The sequence below is a fragment of the Nostoc sp. EspVER01 genome (assembly GCF_034530635.1).
In the GTDB taxonomy this organism is placed as follows: domain Bacteria; phylum Cyanobacteriota; class Cyanobacteriia; order Cyanobacteriales; family Nostocaceae; genus Nostoc.
This window is the reverse complement of the sequence record NZ_JAVRCS010000003.1, coordinates 253,193-276,096: the sequence shown is the minus strand read 5'-3', so window position 1 is coordinate 276,096 and position 22,904 is coordinate 253,193. Positions and strand designations below refer to the sequence as shown.

Below are 22,904 nucleotides of genomic sequence, written 5' to 3'. Positions count from 1 at the left end.
AGCCCGCTCTCTGTTCTAACTCTAAACGATGGATGAACTAACTTTTGTATAAAATTTCATTCCGATTAGCTGCACCTAGCTGGGGTAAAGAGTTGATGGCTGAATGAGGAGTGAGGTTAACAGGAACGGTTGGAGGTAGTTGTAATTGTTTAACAACACTTTGCAAGAGTTGGTCTTGTCCAGTCCGCAAACCCCAGACATTTGTCCCACGGTTGATAATAGCAAACCAAACCAAACCGCGATCGCGTGTTGGCATCACTCCCGCTAAAGCACTCACATCTCGGAGAGTACCAGTTTTGATCACAGTCGCCAGGGGAATGTGTCTGGCGTGCAGTGTCCCCCGGTGATCGAATCCAGACATGGGGAACAAGTCAGCTAGATTCAGTTGATGGGCAGATGCCTCAGCTTGAATAGCCATCAACATGGCACAAGCTGCTCTAGGGGAAATGCGATTTTCAGGGCCCAGTCCAGAACCATTGATTAACTGAATTTCTACTTGTGGCACCCTCGCCAGGTTAGCAGCAGTTGATTGGACTACAGTTGCTCCCCCTACTGAATCTGCCAGCATCTCTGCCATATCATTGTTACTGTAAACGTTCATCTCCTTGATTAGTTGCTTCAAGGGCAATGAGCGATGACGCACTAACAAAGTTTGTTGAGGGTTTGGTTGTGCCTCAACTTTCACCCCACCCGCAATGACAACTTGAGGCTTGGGTGTTCCCTTGGGCATAATTGAGTGTGTATAAATCGCAGGGCGTCCCCAAGTTGCACGATTTAGCGTTTGCTTCAGCATCAGACCGGCTAGCATTGGCTGACGTTGAAAATTCATGGCAAAACTGCCAGTAATAATCAAATTCCCCTTTACTTGCTTGATGCCCATTTTATTGAGAGTATTACCAAGAGCGATCGCTTCTTCCCAAACAAACAAAGGATCACCACGGCCTGTAACCACCAAATCGCCCTGAACAACTCCATTTACCACTGAGCCAGTGACACTCACCAAAGTATCAAATTGGTAATCTGGTCCCCAAGTTTTCAAAGCAACTAGTGAAGTGGCAATTTTGGTTAAAGAAGCAGCCGGTAGAGGTGTCGTACCTTGATGATTAGCCATCAGCATTGGCCCCGACTGCATCCAAATCCCCTGATTCTCAGCCAGATTTTGCGCCACTACTTTTGATGTTATGAGCTTTTTCAGATATTCCTGCACCGTAGTCGCCCCAGCTGGATTTGGATCGGGGGCAAGAACTAAGCCAGGACTACTTTGCCAAGTCAAAGCATCTAAGGCATCTAGAGGCTTGATTTGTACCCCAGCCATTTCCAGCCAAAGCGACACCAAACCTGAACCCAATAATTCCAGCATTTTTTATTCCTCTGTTAGGATCTCAAGCGTTGTTTACTGTGCTAATATACAAGCTTTTTTACAATAATCAGTATTGAGTCATAATAACTAGTGTTTTTCTCATCTGTAAGTAGTAGTCTGTCAATAAATAATTGATGGATAGATCCCTGTAGAGACGGCGATTTATCGCTTCTCTCTAACCGTCAAAATGAATTTGACAGACCAGCAGTGGCGTGTGCAGCCTTAAATAGTGCATTAGAAAAACTCTTGTGGGATGGGTGTCTCACCCGTCCGGGGCGGAAAAGATGTCATTGGTGTCAAGTTAAGCTAGAAATAGCTTCGCTGCGGGCTTCATAACCCGCCAGAGAATAAATTCTCTGGCTCATAGTTAAAGTCTACTGAAGTAGACTGAATATTTTTGGGGATATCTAGTCATCTTCAGATGACTTTCGCCATGATCTTGGAACTGAAGTTCCTTGCGGGACATAGTTTTTGCGTTAAGTTGACACCAATGACAAGATGTCCACCCCACAAGATATTGAGGAAATTGTAATATGCAAATTAGATGTGTTTTAGCTTACCTACTTTCTTTCTGGATGCGCTACATCCTCTGGTGAAGGAGTACCCATCCGGTTAATTGTGGCAATCATCTGATACAAGCGTCCCAAGTCGCGTTGATTGAAGTACAAAATGAGGCGAGGTAGTCCAACAGTTTCATCTTGTGCTTCTTGAGGTAATGCCTGACTTTTTTCAATTCTTCCTTGAATAATAATGTCGCTAAAATCAGCATTGAGTTTTTCTAACAGAGCGTCTGATATATCTGTCTTCAGGCGGATGACTAACTTCTCACTTACATAGCGGCTGGAATGATAAACCTGGTAAAAACGGGTGATTGCATCACAAGCCACATCGAGGTTATCTGTCACCGTATAAAGGCTGGGGTCTTCAGGATTGACAAGACCATTTTGCACTAATTGCTTATCAATATATTCGCTCCAAGAGCGCCAGTAATCACCACCAGGGCGATCGATTAAAACTAAAGGTACTGGCCCAAATTTACCAGTTTGGCTTAATGTCATACATTCAAAAGCTTCATCTTGAGTACCAAAGCCTCCCGGAAACAAGGCTACAGCATCACTTTCTTTGAGGAGAAACAGCTTGCGGGTGAAGAAATATTTGAAGTTAATTAGCTTGGGATCGCCCTCGATAAAAGGGTTTGCTTGCTGTTCAAAGGGTAACTGAATGTTTAATCCAAAGGAATTTTCTCGCCCAGCACCTTCATGACCCGCCTGCATAATTCCACCACCACCACCAGTCATCACCATGAATCCTAATTGAGAAACAGCGCGAGCAAACTCAAGGGCCATTTGATATTCTGGTCTATCTGGCGCTAGACGAGCAGAACCAAAGATGGTGACTTTGCGAACGTGTCGGTAATCATAAAAAAGCTGGAAACCGCGCTCCATATCTGCTAATGCAGCGGATAATATTTTCCAATCGAGACGCTCGATTTCGGTATCAGCTAGACGAACAATAGTAGTAAGTGCTTGCTGAATAAATTGCCGATTTTTTAATGTCGGTAAACTAACGATCAATTCAGCGATATCCGCCTGTAAAGACTCTAATGTGTCAAACGACGCAGATGAGGTCATGAGAACTGCTGCAACAATGGCATTATATTTTACGTGAACTACTCACACTCTAGCAAGCGGGAATAGCCCTTTGATGTGCAGTTAGCAAATTCAGAACTGCTTTTGAAGCCGGAAATTCTAAAAATCTTTTTGATCAGGCTTGTTGCGAGACTTCAACTTTTGAATACCATAGCAAGTTATCTCGGTTGATAAATTGACATAACTCTCTCACTTAGGTTATCCGTCGTCACAATATACAGCAGATTTCAAGTTGGTGAGGTACACAAGCTAAGTCTGTTGCCCAAATATAAAGCGTCTTTTACTCCTGAATTCTGAATTCTGTATTCTGAATTCTGTATTCTGGTGTATATCAGGGTTTGTGTAAAATGCTATAACTTACATCTATAGCGTATATCAAAAGAAAATTTTGTATCTTATTGCCAGATTTTTTGGGAATTAATGCCCATAATAAAAGCACTCTAACCCTAATCTAAGAAAGTAAAAAAGCTCTCTAGACCACAATACCGTTCAGTTCAACCTAAAATCCTTGGTAGAGACGCGATCGCCCCGCCATGCTAACATCCTGCTGCGCTCACGCGTCTTTACAAGTCAAAAATCAGTACCAAAAATCCTTAACCAAAACATATTGCTCTAAAGGATTGTTGATCGAAACCTGTCTCAATTACACTTCGACACATTAATGCATAATGTGAGCTATTTGTATAGTGCCTAAATCCTAGTAGAATATTTTCGCAAATCTAAGTAGGAAGATAGATGGAAGTTTCTGGACGCATCAATTACCCACTAAATCCTCCTCCCCTTCTTGAAGATTTTCCCGTCCTTCAAACTGAAAAATATACCCTACGGCTGGCTTCAACTGAAGAAGAATTAGAATCAATTTTTCGGTTGCGCTTTGAAGTTTTTAATCTTGAATTAGGCTTGGGATTTTCTACTTCTAACTTTACCCAGATGGATATAGATAAGTTTGATGCGGTTTGCCATCATTTAATCCTAATCTCCAAACATACGGGTAAAACGATTGGAACTTATCGGATGCAGACCTATATAATGGCTTCTCAAAGACTAGGCTTTGATGCTACCGATATATTTAATCTTAATGGAATTCCCAATTCTGTGCTTCAGGTATCAGTGGAAGTTGGGCGTGCATGTATAGCTAAAGAATATCGCAATAGTCAGACACTTTTACTACTCTGGGAAGGGCTGGCAAATTATCTCATCTGGAGTAAAAATCAATATTTCTTTGGTTGTGCATCATTACTAACACAATGTCCTAGGCAAGCTACTTGGGCTTATGATTATTTTCGGCAGAATAACTTGATGCATCCAAGTATTTTGGTTTATCCAAATTCACAATTTTGTCTAGAACTGACTCAAGATTGTCCAGATTCATCTAATGTTGAAATTCCGAAAATTTTGCAGGCATACTTGAATATTGGAGCTAAAATATGCAGCCTTCCTGCTATTGATCGGCAGTTTAAAACTATTGATTTTTTAACTATATCTAATATTGCAGACTTTGCCAGATGGCGTTATCCAAATCATCTCAAAAAACCCTTACCACTGAAGATTTTTCACGATTAATGCTAATGCTGCCGTCTTATCTAAGGGACGCGAGAAAAAATATCCTTGTCCATATTCACAGTTCAACTTCTTCAGAAATGCTAGCTGCTCTTTTGTCTCTACTCCTTCGGCGGTAACATCCATACCTAATTTGTGTGCCAGTGTGATAATTATCTCAATAATTTCTAAATTCTTGCCATTACCATCTATCGGGCTGACAAAGGAGCGGTCAATTTTCAACAAACTAATCGGAAAGCTATGGAGACGGCTTAATGAAGAGTAGCCTGTCCCGAAATCATCAATTGATAACTTAATGCCCATCTTCCGAAATTCTGAGAGTGCGGCATTTGCCTCATCGCCATTTTCCATAATTGCACTTTCAGTAATTTCTAACATCAAACTGCTAGCATCAAGACCAGTCGAGTGCAAAATTTCTCCAATTTGTTCAATTAAATCCCGTTGAGAAAATTGCTTGACTGAGAGATTGACGCTGATTTTCTCTAACGAGTTTGTTGGATGGCTCACCTGCCAGCTTTGCATCTGGCGGCACGCCTCATATAGTGTCCAGTAACCAAGCTCGACAATCATTCCGGTTTCTTCTACTAGGGGGATAAAATCTGTTGGAGAAACAAAACCACGCTCTGGATGCTGCCAGCGGATCAGAGCCTCAAAGCCTATAAGTCTGCCATTAGTGAGGGAAACAATCGGTTGGTAATAAAGTTGAAACTCTTGGCGTTCGATCGCTCGGCGTAGATCGTTCTCTAACTGCAATCTGACCAGAGCATTAGTATACATCTCTTGGTTGAATAGTTCATAGCGAGCTTTGCCCAGCGCCTTGGCTCGGTACATAGCTGTATCAGCGTCTCTTAGCAAGTTTTCTGGTTGGTCATAGTCTACTGTCGAACTCAGGGCAATGCCAATACTTGCCGTTGTAAATACTTCTTGCCCGTCAAGCTCAAGGGGTAATGTCAGTTCTTGTTGAATTCGTTCAGCTACTTTGATGGCTTCTGACACATTCTGGATTTCGTCAAGCAGGATTGTAAATTCGTCTCCCCCAAGTCGTGCGGCTATATCCGTAGAGCGTATGCATACTTCTAATCTATTTGCAATAGCAATGAGAAATTGGTCTCCTTTTAAGTGTCCGAGACTGTCATTGATCACCTTAAACCGATCCAGGTCGAGAAATAGTACAGCAAATAAATAACTCTTTTGTCGCTTGGCTCGCTGGAGTGTGTGTTTTAAGCTCTCCATAAAGAAAGCTCGGTTTGGTAAACCTGTCAGTGCATCGTGAAACGCATTATGTCGTAACTGTTCTTCTACCTGCTTACGCTCGTTAATTTCAGCTTCTAATTGCCTGTTAGCCTCTAAGAGTCCAGCAAATGAATCTTGTAATTGAGCAGCCATTTGATTATGAGCTTGAGCAAGAACTCTTATTTCATTGATGCCCTCTACTGTAACGGTTTGGTCTAACTTCCCATTAGCGATTTCCTGAGAGGCAATGCTCAAAAAGAGAATTGGTTGAGTAATCCAATGAGAAGTAATCACTCCTATGGCTGTAGCCAATATCAACGCTCCTAAACACAGCAACATAGTGGTTCGGGTGTTAGCTTCGATATGCTCCATAAAGTCGGCTTCTGGAACCACTACGATAATCAGCCAATTTAGCCCACAGTCGGCTGTAAGGGGCATTAACTGTACAAATTGCCGCTTCTGATCAATTTCAAATTCTAGCTGTCGGCGAGAAGAAATGTTTCTAAAATTACCAAATTTTGAATGCAAATACTGTGTTGTCAGATGAGTGATCCGATCGCTGCTGGCGATCGCTCTGAGCCGTTTGGATTTCTTTTTTCCTCCCTCATGACTCAGGATAAAAGGTTGCTCCGCGGTTGAAGTTGCTACCAACTCTCCAGAATGCTCGACAATAAATGTCTTTCCTGAGCGACCAATCTTTAAACTGTGCAAGAACTCACTCAGCTGTGAAAGAGATAACGTTGCATTGGTCACTCCAAGCAAAGTACCCGTCTGGTTATAAAGAGGTTGGGTTGCACTGAACGCTAGCCCTGATGAAGAGAAATATGAATAAATTTCTGTGCAAGTAGTTTTACCTGCTTTCACAGCATTTGTATACCAGGGGCGAGTGCGAGGATCAAAAGTTGGGTTAACTTGAAGTAACCTGACAATGTTGCCTTGATTATCAGTGGTGTAAGTATAGTAATTGTAACCAGTCGATTGGTCTCTTTTTCGGATGACTAGTGAACCATCGTTAAGGCGATCAACCGAATGAATTTCTCCTTGTGTACTTGCAAAAGCGATCGGCTTTAAGGGCTTGAATAACTGCATTTGATTCCATAAATGGCGTTCTAAACTTTTTGCATCTTTTAAACTTAACTGACCAATATGGACAGCATTGGCGTTAATCTGAGTGACAAGTTGGGGAATCTCTATGTAATTGGTAACATGTTGATGAATCCGAGTTGTAACCTCATTCCGCAGCTGAGTAGCAACGTCATTAACAGCTTTCTGACCATTTTTTAAAGATAAGAATGCTGTTAAGCCTACAGCAACAGAAATTTGCACAACGAAAGGTACTACAAGAGCTACACGGAGTGGCACTCTCAAGAACCCTTTGGGAATCGAACGCAAGAAATTCTGCTGTCGCATCTGTGCGATCTTAGCCTCCGAGAGCTTAAAAGCAAGAGTTTATCTTCTTGCCAAGGGAGTATTATCAATCTGCTCTACAGCTACTTTAAACTGCTACCTCGAATTCTGATCGGTTAACAATACCAAGTGGCGTGGCGTAGGCGTAGCCCGCACTTCTCTACGAGACGCTCCGCGAGCGACTTGGCTCAGTGATCACCGTAGGCATCGCTCGTTCTATACCCTGTCCTGTGCTGGAGGCAAAAAACAATCCTTTATTCGCCGTTAGGAGAATTGAGAACTATAACCCGCAAAGCGATCGCTCAATGCACGGTAGCTATGGAGTTGCCTGACCACAGATGCGGCTACACTTGGTGTATTTTACACTCCATTTATATCTCGGTTTCACAACCAAATCCAGTTTTGCGGGATTTGATACAACCTTGCCCATGTTTTTTTGTAGTTAATAAAGGAGAGGTGTTGATTGCCAATCTTCCCAATCAAATTAAAGTCCGGTTGGCGATGTTTAACAAATAGGCTCCGCTTGAAGTCTTGGCGATGTCGACGACGGGCGTAGCTGCGGCACCTCATCCAGCCCACGAGATGATTTGAGAAAACTTTTTAGGAAACCCACTTATGCACCATCTCAAATTTGCTCCGAGTTGGTTGCGGTTTTTAACTATCTTCTTATTGACGATGGGTATATTGTTTCGTTTTTCTAATCTTGATGGTAAAGTTTTCTGGCAAAATGAAGTTTATGCCTCATTGCGAATTTCTGGTTACACGATTAATGAAGCGAAACAGCAACTTTTTAATAATCGTGTGATTGGCAAAGAAAGTTTTGCTCAGTTTCAAGGTGCAAATCCAGAAAAAAGCTTAAATGACACAATTATGTCTTTGGCAAAACAAGATTCTCAGCATCCACCGTTGTATTACATCATAGCCAGATTGTGGATGGAAATCTTTGGTAATTCGGTGACAGCGATTAGAAGTTTATCAGCCTGTATTAGTTTGCTGGTTTTCCCTTGTGTTTATTGGCTATGCCGAGAATTATTTAATGTGCCATTATCGGTTTCTGGTGTTGCGATGCCTGCGGCGGGCGTAGCCATCGCACTCATGGCTATCTCTCCAACTCACCTAGTATACGCCCAAGAAGCACAAGAATATATTCTTTGGTTAGTCACCATTTTACTATCCAGTGCGTCTCTGCTGCGAGCCATACGGCTAGAAGATGAGCTAGCAAAAGAACGACAAAAACCCGACTTGTTCGCTATTTGGAGTATTTATGCAGTCACCTTAGCCATTAGTCTTTATACATTTCTTTGGAGTGCATTTGTAGCAGTTGCTCACGGAATTTATGTGATGATAACTGCCAAATTTCAGTTTACTGAAACTGTGAGAAGTTATCTGCTAGCATCACTAGTAGGTTTTTTAGCTTTCATGCCTTGGATAACAGTTGTAATTGGTGATTTTTTTCAATTTTTGATTTCAGCAGATAAAACAACACCACAGTCAGATTTAATACCTATTCTCCCATTTTTATTGATGCAGTTAAGCCGGATTTTTTTTGATATAGACCTTAGCTCAGAAAATTCTCTAGGCTATTTAATTGGACTAGCTTTTTTAAGCTTGGTAGGATATTCAATTTATTTTCTTTGTCAATCAACTAACTATAAAATTTGGTCTTTTATCATCACGTTAATTGTAGTACCAGCATTACCATTAATACTGCCAGATTTAATTGCTGGGAGTATACAATCGTCTACCGAAGCATATTTAATCCCATCTTATTTAGGAATCCAAGTAGCTGTTGCCTATCTACTAACTACGCAATTATATAATGGGAGGGGATCGCGTCGGAGCTTTTGGCACATAATCATGGCATTAGTGATTATTTGTGGTTTGATTTCTTCTAAGGTGAGTTCACAGGCAGAAACTTGGTGGAATAAGGGTATGAATTATGGCAATCCCCAAGTTGCCCAAATCATTAATCAGAGTAATCGTCCACTTTTGATTAGTGATGCTTTGAGTAATAATTATGGTCATGTCTTTTCTTTAAGCTATCTTTTGGAACCAAAAGTGCGATTTCTGTTGGTGAACAATCAAAAAATTCCTAAAATTCCTGATGGGTTTAGTGATGTGTTTTTACTTAATCCTTCAGAGGCTTGGGGTAAAAGCATAGAAAAAAAGTATAAATTCAAGACAGATATTGTTTATAGTGATAACTATTATTCAATCTGGAAATTGGCTAAAACTCGTAATTTGCGGCGACGTAATATCTCACCTAATAATCAATTATCTGCCGAGCTATCAACTAGGCAAATAATTCTTCAATAGCTGACAATTCTTGAAAAGTTCATGGTTGCACAGATCAGTCTGCTTTAAGTACATAAATCCACTTTTCTCACTTCACTAAACAAGTAATTTTGTAGCTAAATATACAATTTTTATCTTGCACAAAAAACTACTGAGTCTAATTATTACCTCCGCTACTTGACTAATTTACTCTCTACAATTACAACCCACCACTGTTTGGTTAGACATTTTTAATAACTAGTTTTGAGAGTCATAAAGTTGTTTCATTAAAGTAGATAATTGTTGTACAAGTTATTGTGAAATTTAGTTATGCGGCATCTCCAACTTGCTCCAAATAGGTTGCGGTTTCTCATTGTAGTTTTGTTAATGGTGGGTATATTTTTTCGTTTTTTTAACCTCGATCGCAAAGTTTACTGGCACGATGAGACTTTCACTTCATTACGGATTTCTGGTTATACGGCAAATGAAGTCAAGCAGCAAATATTTAATGGTCGCATAATTAATAAGGAAAGTTTTGCCAAATTCCAAAGTCCCAATATGGAGAAAGGCTTACGTGACACCATTATATCTTTAGAAGTAGACGACCCACAGCATCCACCACTGTATTATATACTCGCTCGGTTTTGGGTGGGAATCTTTGGCAATTCGGTGACAGTAATTAGAAGTTTATCTGCCTTTATCAGCTTGTTGATTTTTCCGAGTATTTATTGGCTGTGTCGAGAATTATTTAAAGCATCGGTATGGGTATCGGAGGTTGCGATCGCACTCATGGCAATCTCCCCTATTCACTTAGTATACGCCCAAGAAGCACGAGAATACATTCTCTGGATAGTGACTGTATTACTATGCAGCGCTTCATTGCTACGAGCATTACGTTTGGAATCAAAAGATCGAGTACTACGCATATTAAATTGGGGAATGTATGCAGTCACTTTGGCGCTTAGTCTATATACATTTTTGTTCAGTGGATTTGTTGTAGTCGCTCATGTGATTTATGTAATTGCCACTGCGAAATTTAGGTTTACGAGAACAGTAAAAGCTTATATATTAGCATCTTTAGCAGGTTTGTTAGCCTTTACACCTTGGATACTGGTTGTGATAGTTAACTTGTTGCAATTAAAAAGTTCAACAGCTTGGACAAAAAGACATGTACCCTTAGATGCTTTAATTAAATCTTGGCTTTTACAGTTAAATCGGATTTTTCTTGATTTAGACTTAGGCTTTGAAAATCCGTTGAATTATCTAATTACACCATTTTTTTTAGTTCTTTTTGGATATTCTATTTATTTTATTTGTCGAAAAACGAACTATAAAATCTGGTTGTTTATCGTCACGCTGATTATGATTCCTGCATTACCTTTAATGCTACCAGACTTACTTTTTGGGGGTATACGCTCACTTGCCGAACGTTATTTATTGATTTCTTATTTAGGAATTCAAATAGCTGTTACTTACTTATTAGCTACGCAGCTAAACAATAAGAGTTTTGCACGCCGGAAAATCTGGCAAATAATCATGGGACTAGTGATTATTTGTGGACTAGTTTCTTATGGAGTGAGTTCTCAGGCTGAAACTTGGTGGAGTAAGGTTATTAGCTCTGGTAATCCACAAGTTGCAAGAATTATTAATCAGGCTAATCATCCACTTTTGATTAGTAATGATTCTGGTATTAATTATGGTAATGTCTTTTCTCTGAGCTATCTTTTACAGCCAAAAGTGCAGTTCCAATTAGTAAAAGACCGTTCTATTCCCAATATTCCTGATGAGCTCACTGATATTTTTTTACTAAATCCTTCAGATACCTGGCGTAAGCAAATAGAAACAAATTATAATTATAAAACGTTTGTTGTATATGGTGACAAGAATTACTTGCTCTGGAAAATAGAAAATCCACGTAGCGACGTATTTTTTGAAAAAATTAGGACTTAACCCAAACTAGACGCTGTAGTTATGGGCAATTCATATAATAAATGAATTCGCGCCAAGTAGAGAAGAAACCTAATTTTTTCAACTATTATTTGCATAAGTTTATATTAAAAAATATTTCCATATATTTTTTGATATATGGAAATATTTGCTAAATTCATCATCTTTTATAAGATATTTAAATAGTTTCTTAATTAAAATTAGCTAAAAACAACAAAAACAAATATTAAACAAATTCTCATCTGAAATTAATTTAAGTAATGGTACGATACTTTAAATTATCCTTTGTGATGAATTCAATGATTCATTGAAAGGTGTTCTATGCAAATAACAGATTTTCTTGGTCTTTTACATCCAGCGATCGCAATTATATTCGTGTTTCCACTCATCGGTACAGTAGTTAATTTTGCTTGGCAAACACGCCAACGTAGATTGCAAAGTTTAGCGGGGAGTAAGAGTAAAATTCCTCCAGTGGTGGGCGCAGAACATAAGCAGTTAGGTGAAATACTCGCAAGTGCAGTTGTGGGATTAACTTTAATCGGATTAAGCTACCCTATTGGCAAAAATATTATCAAAAATCAATTATGGAATCAAACACCTTTTCAAGTTATTTTTATCCTGCTAATATTTGCTGCCACCATCGCCTCATTAGTATTTCTTTATCGGGCAAAACAGCGGGTGTGGCGGGCAGTTTTTGCAACTTTAACTGGTGCAGGTTTAGTAATTCTAGGCTGTCAAGATGGAGTCTATCGCCGCACCAATGAGTGGTATTGGTCACATTATTATATAGGCATTACCGCAGCACTGCTAATGATTTTTTCACTAGCAATTGTTCAAGATATTTATCAAGATAAGTCCAATCGCTGGCGTCTCGTCCATACGATTTTAAATTGCATTGCTTTGTTGCTATTTATTGGACAAGGTATGACAGGAACGCGAGACTTGTTAGAAATCCCCCTGAGTTGGCAAGAACCCTATATTTATCAGTGTGATTTTGCTAATAAAACTTGCCCAACACCAAATTCCCAAGCACCAAAATAAGCAAGGGAGAATAACCCATATCAATGCCCAATCCCTAACTATTATAATTTACTTGCCTAATCATTAGACTTCTTGCATGAATCAAAAGCCCTCACCCTAAATCTCTCTCCCAAGCTTGGGAGAGGGACTTTTAAATTGGCTCCCCTTCTCCCATTCTTGGGAGAAGGGGTTGGGGGTTGAGGGCAAATTTTGTATTTGTGTAAGAGGTCTATTGTAGTGGCAGAGTAACAATTACTGTTGTGCCAACACCCTGCTCACTTTCTAATTGAATATGACCACCATGTAACTCCACACATTTTTTAACTATAGTGAGTCCTAGTCCTGTTCCTTGAATTACACCCACATTGCTAGCGCGATAGAAGGTTTGAAATAGATGAGTTTGATCTTTGAGAGGAATCCCCATTCCCCGATCTTTGATTTGGAAAATGGCAAGACGATCTTTGCAAATCAAATCAAACCAAATAGTGTCATTTTCAGGGGAATATTTGATGGCATTGGAAATCAAATTGGTTAAGATACAATTTAGTAAGTCTTCATCTATTTGGGCTTGGGTCGATTCACCTTGACAAGTAAAGATAATCTTGTGCTTACTACCTGCGTTTAGTTGAAGAATATCTGTGAGTTCGCTACAGAAATTTTCTAAATTTAAAAGTGTAGGTCTGTATTCGAGTTTAGCTGCTTCCGTTTTACTCAAGAATAATATCTCATCTAAGAGATTAAGCATCTGGTTGATAGCATTTTGTATTCGATCGAAATATTTAGTTCTCCGGGCATCAGTTAGTTTATTGCTGTTGTATTCAAGGATATCTACAGCCGTCCGAATCGTAGTCATAGGGGTGCGGAACTCGTGAGAAACCATTGCTACAAAGTTTGACTTTAACTCGTTGAGTTCCTGTTCTTTTGCCAGCGCTTGACGGGTGCGTTCTTCACTCTCGCGTAGTTGGTTGAGAATTTCGCTTCTTTCAATGGCATAGCGAATGGCACGCACTAACCGTTGTATATTTATTTTATCTTTAACTAAATAGTCTTGCGCTCCTTCTGCTAATGCTTGCAGTGCTAAATCTTCATCATCAATACCTGTTAATACCACAACTGGGATATCAGGTACTGCTGCCCTAAATTCTTTTAATGTGTCCAGCCCAATAGAGTCTGGAAGGCTGAGGTCTAACAAAACTAGGTCGAATCTCCGTTGCTTTCTATTCCCTATCTGAGAATTATCAAGGGTGGACGCAGAGTTTTCCCTGCTAGCCTCTATTGCCTCAGATAACCGTTCAACATGTAACATCTGCCATTGTTCTTGATCTGCATTTCTAAATATCCGGTGTAGCAAATGAGCATCACTTGCACTATCTTCTACTAATAGAATGTGAATTGTGAGCTTTTCCATAGTACAGGGCTACATCAATTTGTTAGATAATCACCTGATTTCCTATTTTTGGATAGGGATAGAAATCATGCGTTTATTAGAGGGTTACTAGGCAGTTATTAGATACATATTTAAAGATACCTTAATTTGCGTTGAGAGTAAAATAAAATACTGTTCCTACGCCTGGCCCAGTTCTGACTCAGCCTAGATGCGACCACCATACTATTCTCGACGAGTATGAAGACGGCGGAAAACCTCAAAAATTCGCTCAAGATATTGAGACCATTATCCTGAGCGATCGCTATATGTAAATTACCTAGAGCTAGACTCAGTGTTATATTACAGTCAACTAGCACAAATTCCTGTCTAACGCACGCACGTAGAGACAATGTAGCTCATGACACAAAAAAATAAGTGAATAATTGTAGCTGTTACACTACATATCCACTCAATACTTACTTTATTAGGGTGATTACAAAAGACCTGGCAAGATGATTAAAACTTGGGAAGGTTCAAATCAATTAACGTGACTCAGTTCCTTGATTGGGGCTACCGGCTACAGAATCTTCTCCTGGTGCTTCTGGAGTAGCAGTTGTTTTAGCATCACTCTTTTCGGCATCGCCAGTTTTGCGGATACCTTCTTCAATAGGGGTTTGGTAGCCACCAGAAGCGTTAGGTGTAGCTTCTTGATTATTAGATTTTTCTTTTTGTTGTTCAGCCATGACTGCATTCCTAATCATTTATTCTTGGGATTATCTTAAAAAAATTAGGGGTGTGAGTGTATCTATCCAGAATATAGTTATGGGTGATTCGTCCCTCTATCGTAAGTATTGTTTAGTACTATTCATGTATGCTGATGAAAATCCACAAATATAGAATTTGTTAACCTTAGAACGCTTGCTGTCATTAAGAGAGAACTTGGAATGGGTTTTATATCCAAGATGCTTTTAAAATTGCTTTATTGATAGTTGACAAAAAATACAAAATCATCTATACGGATCTGAATGAATAGCATGGTGTGATGATTGTGATATAAACTATCAAAATTTAATTAATGAACCAGAGCAATCTATCGTTACCATCTGGATGTGTCCTTCGCGAAGCAACCTCTGCGGATCAGTGGTCGATTCGATTGCTGGTATTTTCAGCGAAACTCGACCCAACCCAATTAAATTGGCAGCAATTTTGGGTAATTGAATACAATGAGAATCTTATAGCTTGTGGACAGCTGCGTAATTTCTCAGGGGCACAAGAACTTGGTAGCTTGGTCGTTGCATCAGCTTGGAGAGGTCGCGGTTTGGGTAGTTTGCTAACGCAACATTTGATCAATACAGCAACGCAACCACTTTATCTGGAATGCTTAGGTCAACGACTGGTGCAGTTTTACAGTCGCTTTGACTTTGTACCAATATCTTTTGAAGACTTGCCACAATTTCCCAAGACCATAGGCTTATCTACACTCAAGGAGAAATTTAGATTCTCGCAGTTAGCTAAAAAGCTGGTCAAAGTTCCTGTGGTGTTTATGGAATATCGAAATAATTCGTAATACTTCGGCTACGCTCAGTACAAGTTTGTAATACTTCTCTACGAGAGGCTGCACTTCTCTACGAGACGCTCCGCGAACGACTACGCTCTGTTACCACGCCAACGGCTACGCGGTAGTTGAGCGCAGTCGAAACTCAGTACAAGTTCGTAATTCGTAATGACGCTCTCTACGAGACGCTAAAAGCGTAGCTTGCTTCTCTGTAAGAGTACGAATACTTGCTACCGCTATGCTAACGTAATTCGTAATTAAGATATGCTGAACAGGGCTGGATACAAACTGTTTCCAATCTTTTACTCTTCCCTATTTCAACTTGGAGGTTTAGCAAAAATCGTTAGTAAGACAGGCCCTAGTAAATAATGATGATTTAAACACAATAGCCCAGCAGAGGAGCCAAGAAGTTGACGTTGTTTAGGGCTGTAGAGTCTAATTCCACGGGGAGAGATAGGCAATAATTGAGGTTCTGTCTCTTTTTTGGAACTAATGTCAACCAAATAAAAGCGTCCACCAGGAGAAAGTACGCGTGCTATCTCACTAACCACCTGTTTAGGTTCCAAATAGTGCAAGAAGCTGATAGTACTGAAAACGGCATCAAATTGACCATCAGCAAAGGGAAGAGATTCAGCTTTGCCCTCAATATAAATTAAGCGTGGATGGTGGTGGTTGCTCTGTCTTGCTACCCGCAACATATTAGCAGATAAATCCAATCCGGTAGCTCGCAAATCGGGAAACTGAGTAGCAAGGCGCTCAAGTAAGCGTCCAGTACCACAGCCTATATCAAGTACATTTGCTGGCTCTGGTAAATCGACGTACTCCAGCAACCGTTGGTGAACGGCTCGATAAAACACTGAAGGAAAGAACCAATCGTAACTTGATGCCCATAGATCAAAAAGTAGCTTTTTGTTATTGAAAAAGTTATCAGTCATTAGTTTTCGCAGCTTTCTTAAAGCTTGATACTTTTTGAGGGTAAGTTTAGCTGCGCCTCCAAGAATTTGCTTAACAACACAAATTAACTATAGCGGTTCTGAATTGGTTGTAATATCTGGCTCTTGTTGGGTTAGTTACACTAAGCTAACTAGGTTCAATGCCAGATAAAATTAATGTTTCTACAGACTTGCGATCGAGGGGTTTGGAGAAAAAATACCCCTGTGCATATTTGCATTTCATAACTCTAAGTTGCGCCAGTTGCTTTAGTGTTTCTACGCCCTCTGCTATTACATCTATATTTAGACTCTGTGCTAGAGCCACGATCGCTTGAACAATCTCTAAGTTTTCTCCATTAGCACCAATCTTAGCAATAAAGGAACGATCGATCTTCAAGGCATTACTGGAAAAGCGGTGCAGGTAACTCAAGGATGAATAGCCGATGCCAAAATCATCTAAGTGTACTTGCATATTCATCTGTCGCAGTTGCAAAAGCATAAAAGTTGCTAATTGAATATTTTCCATAAGTACACTTTCGGTAATCTCCAGCTTTAAACTGCCACTTTCCAAACCAGTCTCTTGCATAATTTGGTTAATTTGCTCAATCAGTCCAGGTTGTGAAAACTGCTTAGTGGAAAGATTTACACTAATTGTCAAGGGTGGGTCAGTAGAAAATTGTAGTTGCCAAGCACGCATTTGCCGACAAGCCTCGCCTAGTACCCAATAACCAATAGGGATAATCAGCCCAGTTTCTTCTGCCAGGGGAATAAAGCTGTCTGGAGATATTAATCCGTGTTGCGGGTGCTGCCAGCGAACCAGAGCCTCGAAGCCAATAATTTGGTACGTTTCTAATAAAACAATTGGCTGGTAGTAAACTTGAAACTCCTGGCGTTCAACTGCCCGTCGTAGATCCATCTCTAACTCTAATAGCTGCGTTACTTGGGTGTACATGGTTGAGTCAAATATCTCATGGCGTGCCTTACCCAATGCTTTAGCGCGATACATTGCAATGTCAGCATCGCGCAAAAGTTCTTCTGGATGGTTATAACTACTTTGACTCAGGGCGATGCCAATGCTGACAGTGGTAAATACCTCGTACCCGCTGAGTTGGAACGCAGATGTCAGAGCTGCATGAATTCCTTCCACTATGTTTGTTACTTCATTAGCATTTTGGAGATCGTCAAGCAGAATTGTAAACTCATCCCCCCCTAAACGGGCAACTGTGTCTCCAGAACGCAGGCAATTCTCCAATCTGCGAGCAAGGGCAGTTAGTAGTTGGTCGCCAATCATGTGGCCGAGACTGTCGTTGATAACTTTGAAGCGATCTAGGTCTAGAAAGAGAACAGCGAATCTATAATCTGCACGTCGCTTTGTCAGCATGAGCGCCCGTTCTAGCCGTTCCATAAATAAGGCGCGGTTTGGCAGACCGGTTAGTATGTCGTGAAAGGCATCATGAATTAATTGCGCCTCCGCAAGTTTGAGAGCAGTAATGTCGTGAAAAATACTTAAAACAAAATATACTGAACCATCGCTAGCCAATTCAGGGACAAGGCGGGTATGGTAATGTCTTGTTTGCTGGGCGATCGCTAAATTGCATTCAAACTCCGTTTCTTCCTTTGTTTGGAAAACTTGCTGGAGCTGGCGATCGCATATACAACAAAATTCTTCTGGCAGATTTAATTCTGCGTTTGTTTTGCCGATAAATGTTTCGGCTGATATTCCTGTAACTTTTTCAATAGCTGGATTAACGTAAACATAGCGCAATTGAGTGTTAAATCTAGAAATAATATCAGGTGCATTTTCAACTAGTGCTTTGAATTCTTGCTGGCGACGCGCTAGTGCCTCCAGAATTTGGTTGCGTTCGGTGATATCCTGAAAGACCAAAACTGCACCGGTGATGTTACCGTTGTCATCTTTAATCGGTGCAGTACTATCATCAATTGGTATTTCTGTACCGTTTTTAGTAATAAGTATCGTCTGTTCTGGTAGACCGACATTAACGCCCGACTGAAGGACTTGCTCTACAGGATTTTCAATTATTATACGAGTTGCTTTCTGAGTAATATTAAATACTTCTGTTGCTTTTTTACCAAATGCATCTGCATAATTCCAACCCGTCAGTACCTCCGCAATTGGATTCATGAAATTCACAGTTCCAGCTTCGTCGCTAGTAATCACAGCATCTCCAATACTTTTAAGTACAGTAGTTAGCCATTGTTCATTCTGTTTGATTTTTTTTTCAGTTTGATGTTTAGAAAGGGTAATTTCAATTGTGAACTTTAATTCTTTTTCTTTGAAAGGCTTGAGAATGTAGCCAAACGGTTCTGTCGCCTTGGCCCGATTTAACGTTGATTCATCTGCATTAGCAGTCAGATATATAACTGGAATATCAAAAAGATTATGAATTATCTGAGCAGCCTCCACACCGTCCATGTTTCCTTTAAGGTGAATATCCATTAGAACTAAATCAAGAGAATCATCTGCTGCTTTCTTAATTGCTTCTTCTCCCGAATCGGCAAGCGCCATAACACTGTATCCAAATTTTCTGAGCCGATTTTGTATATCCATTGCCACGATAATTTCATCTTCAACAATTAATATATTTACTGGGTTCATAATTTTATTTAACTTCTAAAATTAGAAAATTTTATTCGGAAATATAATTTTATACTCTACTCCCTTGTCGCTGATAAAATCGATATTGCCTTGTAGCTGATGTATTAGACCTTTGACTAATCGTAAACCTAATGATTCTGTAGCTTCAAAGTCAAAATCTTGGGCAAAACCGACACCATTATCACTGATAGTAAGTGTAAATAAATTTCCTTCTGTAGAGCAAAATTCAATACCAATTTCTCCTGGTTCTCTTTGGGGAAAGGCATATTTTAGGGAATTTGAAATCAGTTCATTGATAATCAAACCACAAGGAATAGCTGCATTAATGGCTAAAAAAACCTCCTCAACGTTCATTTTCAAGGTAATATTGCTGGAATTAACGTTGTATGAATAAAATAAATTAGTTACTAAATCTTGAATATAGTCGGCAAAATTAATCCTTGCCAAATCTTGAGATTGATATAGTTTCTCGTGGATCAGAGCCATTGATTCAATCCGGTTCTGGCTATCTTTGAATACCTCAAGGGCTTGATTGTCCTTGAGATACTCTGCTTGCAGGTTAAGCAGACTAGAAATAATCTGCAAATTATTTTTTACCCGGTGATGAATTTCTTTCAATAGCACCTCTTTTTCTTGAAGCGATGCTTTAATCTGCTCCTCTGCTTGTTTACGTTCTCGCCTCACTAGTGCCTCACGCAACTCGCGGGCAACAGCAGGGGTAAGTCGTGCTAGATTGCCTTTGATAATGTAGTCATGGGCACCAGCTTTCATGGCGGCGACTGCGGTATCTTCGCCAATAGTTCCTGAGACGATAATGAATGGTAAGTCAAGTCCACTTTCCTTAACCTGCTTCAATGCATCTGGGGCGCTAAAGGTGGGCATAGAATAATCACAGATCACGATATCCCATGTTTGCCCTGCGATCGCAGCTTTCATGGCTGTGGGTGTATCAATCCGTTCAAAGGTTACTTCGTAGCCACCACGTTGCAGTTCACGCAGCAGCAACAAAGCGTCGTCTTCTGAATCTTCAACAATTAATACGCGCAGTGGTATACCCATGTAATTCGTAATTCGTAATTAAGAAAGTCAGCCTTGCATCTATAACCTGATTTTGGAGGATTGGTAAAAGCTATATCCTTGGTGGTGATTCGTTTAAGACAAACCAGTACAATCCTAGTTGTCGCACTGCTTCACTGAATTGGGAAAAGTCTACTGGTTTCCGAACATAGCTGTTGGCTCCCAAGCTGTAACCATTGATTAAGTCTTGCTCCTCTTTGGAGGAGGTGAGAATGACGACGGGAAGGATTTTTGTCCTGTCATCGGCCCGCAGCTGTCGCAAAACTTCCAGACCATCCATTTTAGGCAACTTCAAATCTAGAAGGATGAGATTTGGCATAATGTTCATGTCGCGATCGGCGTAGACACCTTTACCAAAGAGATAATCTAGGGCTTCTACCCCATCGCGTGCCACCACCACCTCGTTCAAAATATTGTTTTTCTTAAGTGCGCGTAGGGTTAGCGCTTCATCATCAGGATTGTCTTCTACAAGTAAAATCATGTTTTATTCCTCTAGTTAAAGGGTGAAGTAAAATGTTGCGCCTTGCTCCACTGCGCTTTCAGCCCAGACACGGCCGCCATGACGGTGAATAATGCGCTGCACAGTAGCTAGTCCGATACCAGTACCTTCAAACTCAGTCATGGCGTGTAGGCGCTGAAAAGCACCGAAGAGTTTCTCGACATAGGCCATATCGAAGCCTGTGCCATCATCACGGACAAAATATACATCGGTGTTATCTTGCAGCAAAAGCCCAAATTCTATCCGTGCTTTTTGATGTTTTCCTGTAAACTTCCAGGCATTACCTAGCAGGTTTTCTAGCACGATCCGCAACAGATGAGCATCACCATTAGCAACCAATCCCGGCGCAATGACAAACTCTACTTGGCGTTCTGGTTGGGTTTTGTGCAACTCTGTAGCGATCGCCTCCACCAGTGCGCTGAGATCGACCTTTTCGTAACGCATCTCACTACGCGTCAATCGTGACAGATTTAGTAAATCATCAATGAGTTGTGCCATTCTCTGGGTGGCTGCACGCACTCGCTGGAGGTAGTTTTGACCTAATGCGTCCAGCTTGTCAGCATAATCTTCTAGAAGTGCTTGGCTAAAGCCGTCGATGCTCCGCAAGGGGGCGCGCAGGTCGTGAGACACAGAATAACTAAATGCTTCCATCTCTTTGTTAGTGGCTTCGAGTTGTGCTGTGCGTTCTGCAACTCGCTGCTCAAGCTGGACGTTCAGACGCAGAATCTCTGACTCCGCCTTTTTGCGCTCATTAATTTCAGTTTGTAATTCTTCGTTAGTGTTTCTTAGTTCAGCAGTCCGTTTGCTAATCTCTATTTCTAATTCATCACGAGCATTTTGCAAATAATTTTCCATCAGTTTGCGTTTGACGAGTTCCTGATTGGTAATCGTGGCTGCTAAACCGATGATCGCAGAAGCGATAATGCTGCCAAAAATAGTTAGCAAAGTTGTTTGATGAGCGCTGGCGTTCGCCTCCATTGACCGCTGTTTCAACAACTCTTTCTCTTCATTTTCCATATCTCTGGTCAGCATTCGGATGTCTTCCATAATCTGCTGACCCCGATCTGTCTGAATTATTTGCAGCGCTGACTCTAAATTTTTGCTCCTAGCGTTAATCGTCTGTTCAATCAAAACCAGTTTTTTGCTTATCAGGGGTTCAAGGCGATCGAGCTGCCGCTGTTGATTCGGATTATCCGCAGTCAATTGGCGCAGAGCCTGAAGTTTCTGAGCAATCTGTCCAGTTGCAGTGCGATACGGTTCCAGATACCGTTCTTTGCCCGTGAGAAGATAGCCTCGTTGTCCAGTCTCTGCATCTTTGATCTGTGACATTACTTCTTTTGTTTTTTCAAGCACTTCGCGTGTATGTGTTACCCTTTGAGCGTTTTCTCTATACTGAAGCAAACTAAGATATGAGATTATACCAACACTAGTCATAATTGCGACTGCTATTACAAAACTGCCTGTATTCTTTTTGTAAATAGCCCATTCCATTTTTTACCTTCCTAGTTGAAAAAGTAGCTGCTGACTAAAGTGGTAAAAACGGTGAGCCAGCTTTTTACGAGAGGCTGCGCTCATGAGACGCTCCACCCGCGATCGCTGCGTTAGTGCCGTTAGGATTGTCACGCGTTCCCATCTCTGAAAAATAAGGGTGACTAGCAGTCTCACTACTCGTCATAGTTTTAGTAACTGATACCAAGTTTCTTAACTTTGAGAGGCAATTAGCTCTAATAAAGGATATCTATAATAAGTTAATAATTGTGACCGTATATTTTCTGAGACATGACAAGGCAAATAAGAAATTTTGTTAAATAATTCAGTATATTTCCGCAGCTATTTTCACTTGCATAAATTATGTTAACATGCTATATCACATCAGTAATTGCACTTACAAACCTTTGCTTGTATTAGCTTGACATTAACCTGATCAATTAATACGTAGACTAGATAGAAACATCAAGTACTGCCAGTAACCTGAAAAATTTTGCATCGTTAAGGGATTGAGCCGAATGGCACTAAGAAAAGCCCAAAGACTTATTGTATCCTCGTTCCCAGCCTGGAGGCTGGGAACGAGTTTCGAGAGGATCTGCTTGATTATCATTATCTTTAAGGTTTTTCACAAATTAAAATAGGATATGAAACAGTATTGTAACGAGAGAATAACTTTGTCAAAAGTGGACTGAATTCTTAGGTAAATTCAATTATTAAACGAGGTAATGAAAAGTTTGGTTTACCGCCATGCCCAAGCGACCAAAACAAAACTCTGATCATGCACAACTGCGAGAGTTAGGTGTTAACCCTGATGAGTTATGAAAATGCGATCGCATCAGTCAACTGAAGCGAAACGAGCGGTTAGAAACCCCGTCTACACGAACTTGTGTTGAGCATCTCGACTTCGCTCGATGGAGCCG

Annotated in this window: 16 protein-coding genes; 6 read left to right on the top strand and 10 right to left on the bottom strand. The window is 40.5% G+C overall.

The window, feature by feature from the left end; all coding sequences use genetic code 11:
* Window positions 1-37: 37 nt before the first annotated feature.
* Window positions 38-1,360, bottom strand: a complete 1,323-nt coding sequence (locus RMX69_RS04725) for a D-alanyl-D-alanine carboxypeptidase (protein ID WP_322636662.1) — start codon at window positions 1,358-1,360, stop codon at window positions 38-40.
* Window positions 1,361-1,920: 560 nt separating this feature from the next.
* Window positions 1,921-2,991 (bottom strand): LOG family protein, encoded by a 1,071-nt coding sequence (locus tag RMX69_RS04720; protein ID WP_289795734.1) that lies wholly within the window; start codon window positions 2,989-2,991, stop codon window positions 1,921-1,923.
* A 753-nt stretch (window positions 2,992-3,744) separates the two neighbouring features.
* On the opposite strand from RMX69_RS04720, the gene RMX69_RS04715 reads away from it, so the two are divergent.
* The gene (locus RMX69_RS04715) at window positions 3,745-4,572 is read left to right on the top strand and encodes a GNAT family N-acetyltransferase (RefSeq protein ID WP_322636661.1); all 828 of its coding nucleotides are present in this window, start codon (window positions 3,745-3,747) and stop codon (window positions 4,570-4,572) included.
* Here the strand turns inward: RMX69_RS04715 and RMX69_RS04710 are convergent.
* Window positions 4,546-7,212, bottom strand: a complete 2,667-nt coding sequence (locus RMX69_RS04710; RefSeq protein ID WP_289795732.1) for an EAL domain-containing protein — start codon at window positions 7,210-7,212, stop codon at window positions 4,546-4,548. The genes RMX69_RS04715 and RMX69_RS04710 overlap by 27 nt on opposite strands.
* Before the next feature lie 270 nt (window positions 7,213-7,482).
* On the opposite strand from RMX69_RS04710, the gene RMX69_RS04705 reads away from it, so the two are divergent.
* The 4 genes from RMX69_RS04705 (at window position 7,483) to RMX69_RS04690 (ending at window position 12,471) form a co-directional block, all read left to right on the top strand.
* Window positions 7,483-7,725 (top strand): hypothetical protein, encoded by a 243-nt coding sequence (locus RMX69_RS04705; RefSeq protein ID WP_289795731.1) that lies wholly within the window; start codon window positions 7,483-7,485, stop codon window positions 7,723-7,725.
* A 99-nt stretch (window positions 7,726-7,824) separates the two neighbouring features.
* Window positions 7,825-9,525 (top strand): glycosyltransferase family 39 protein, encoded by a 1,701-nt coding sequence (locus tag RMX69_RS04700; protein ID WP_322636660.1) that lies wholly within the window; start codon window positions 7,825-7,827, stop codon window positions 9,523-9,525.
* A gap of 288 nt (window positions 9,526-9,813) precedes the next feature.
* The gene (locus RMX69_RS04695) at window positions 9,814-11,433 is read left to right on the top strand and encodes a glycosyltransferase family 39 protein (RefSeq protein WP_322636659.1); all 1,620 of its coding nucleotides are present in this window, start codon (window positions 9,814-9,816) and stop codon (window positions 11,431-11,433) included.
* A 318-nt stretch (window positions 11,434-11,751) separates the two neighbouring features.
* Window positions 11,752-12,471, top strand: a complete 720-nt coding sequence (locus RMX69_RS04690; RefSeq protein WP_322636658.1) for a DUF4079 domain-containing protein — start codon at window positions 11,752-11,754, stop codon at window positions 12,469-12,471.
* A 208-nt stretch (window positions 12,472-12,679) separates the two neighbouring features.
* Here the strand turns inward: RMX69_RS04690 and RMX69_RS04685 are convergent, their stop codons facing one another.
* Entirely contained in the window at window positions 12,680-13,858 is a 1,179-nt protein-coding gene (locus tag RMX69_RS04685) for a hybrid sensor histidine kinase/response regulator (RefSeq protein ID WP_289795727.1), read from the bottom strand.
* A gap of 500 nt (window positions 13,859-14,358) precedes the next feature.
* Window positions 14,359-14,559: a hypothetical protein gene (locus RMX69_RS04680; protein ID WP_289795726.1), complete on the bottom strand. Its 201-nt coding sequence runs from the start codon at window positions 14,557-14,559 to the stop codon at window positions 14,359-14,361.
* Window positions 14,560-14,891: 332 nt separating this feature from the next.
* On the opposite strand from RMX69_RS04680, the gene RMX69_RS04675 reads away from it, so the two are divergent.
* On the top strand, window positions 14,892-15,383 hold the full coding sequence (locus RMX69_RS04675; RefSeq protein ID WP_289795725.1) for a GNAT family N-acetyltransferase: 492 nt from the start codon (window positions 14,892-14,894) through the stop codon (window positions 15,381-15,383).
* A gap of 305 nt (window positions 15,384-15,688) precedes the next feature.
* On the opposite strand, the gene RMX69_RS04670 is transcribed toward RMX69_RS04675, so the two are convergent.
* The 5 genes from RMX69_RS04670 to RMX69_RS04650 all read right to left on the bottom strand — a co-directional run bounded on the left by RMX69_RS04670 (window position 15,689) and on the right by RMX69_RS04650 (window position 21,930).
* Window positions 15,689-16,306, bottom strand: coding sequence for a class I SAM-dependent methyltransferase (locus RMX69_RS04670; protein WP_322636657.1), 618 nt, complete (start codon window positions 16,304-16,306; stop codon window positions 15,689-15,691).
* 145 nt (window positions 16,307-16,451) lie between these two features.
* The gene (locus tag RMX69_RS04665; RefSeq protein ID WP_322636656.1) at window positions 16,452-18,920 is read right to left on the bottom strand and encodes an EAL domain-containing protein; all 2,469 of its coding nucleotides are present in this window, start codon (window positions 18,918-18,920) and stop codon (window positions 16,452-16,454) included.
* A 21-nt stretch (window positions 18,921-18,941) separates the two neighbouring features.
* On the bottom strand, window positions 18,942-19,979 hold the full coding sequence (locus RMX69_RS04660; RefSeq protein WP_289795721.1) for a sensor histidine kinase: 1,038 nt from the start codon (window positions 19,977-19,979) through the stop codon (window positions 18,942-18,944).
* 70 nt (window positions 19,980-20,049) lie between these two features.
* Window positions 20,050-20,478 (bottom strand): response regulator, encoded by a 429-nt coding sequence (locus tag RMX69_RS04655; RefSeq protein ID WP_289795720.1) that lies wholly within the window; start codon window positions 20,476-20,478, stop codon window positions 20,050-20,052.
* A gap of 15 nt (window positions 20,479-20,493) precedes the next feature.
* Window positions 20,494-21,930 (bottom strand): sensor histidine kinase, encoded by a 1,437-nt coding sequence (locus tag RMX69_RS04650; RefSeq protein ID WP_289799925.1) that lies wholly within the window; start codon window positions 21,928-21,930, stop codon window positions 20,494-20,496.
* Between the last annotated feature and the right edge of the window lie 974 nt (window positions 21,931-22,904).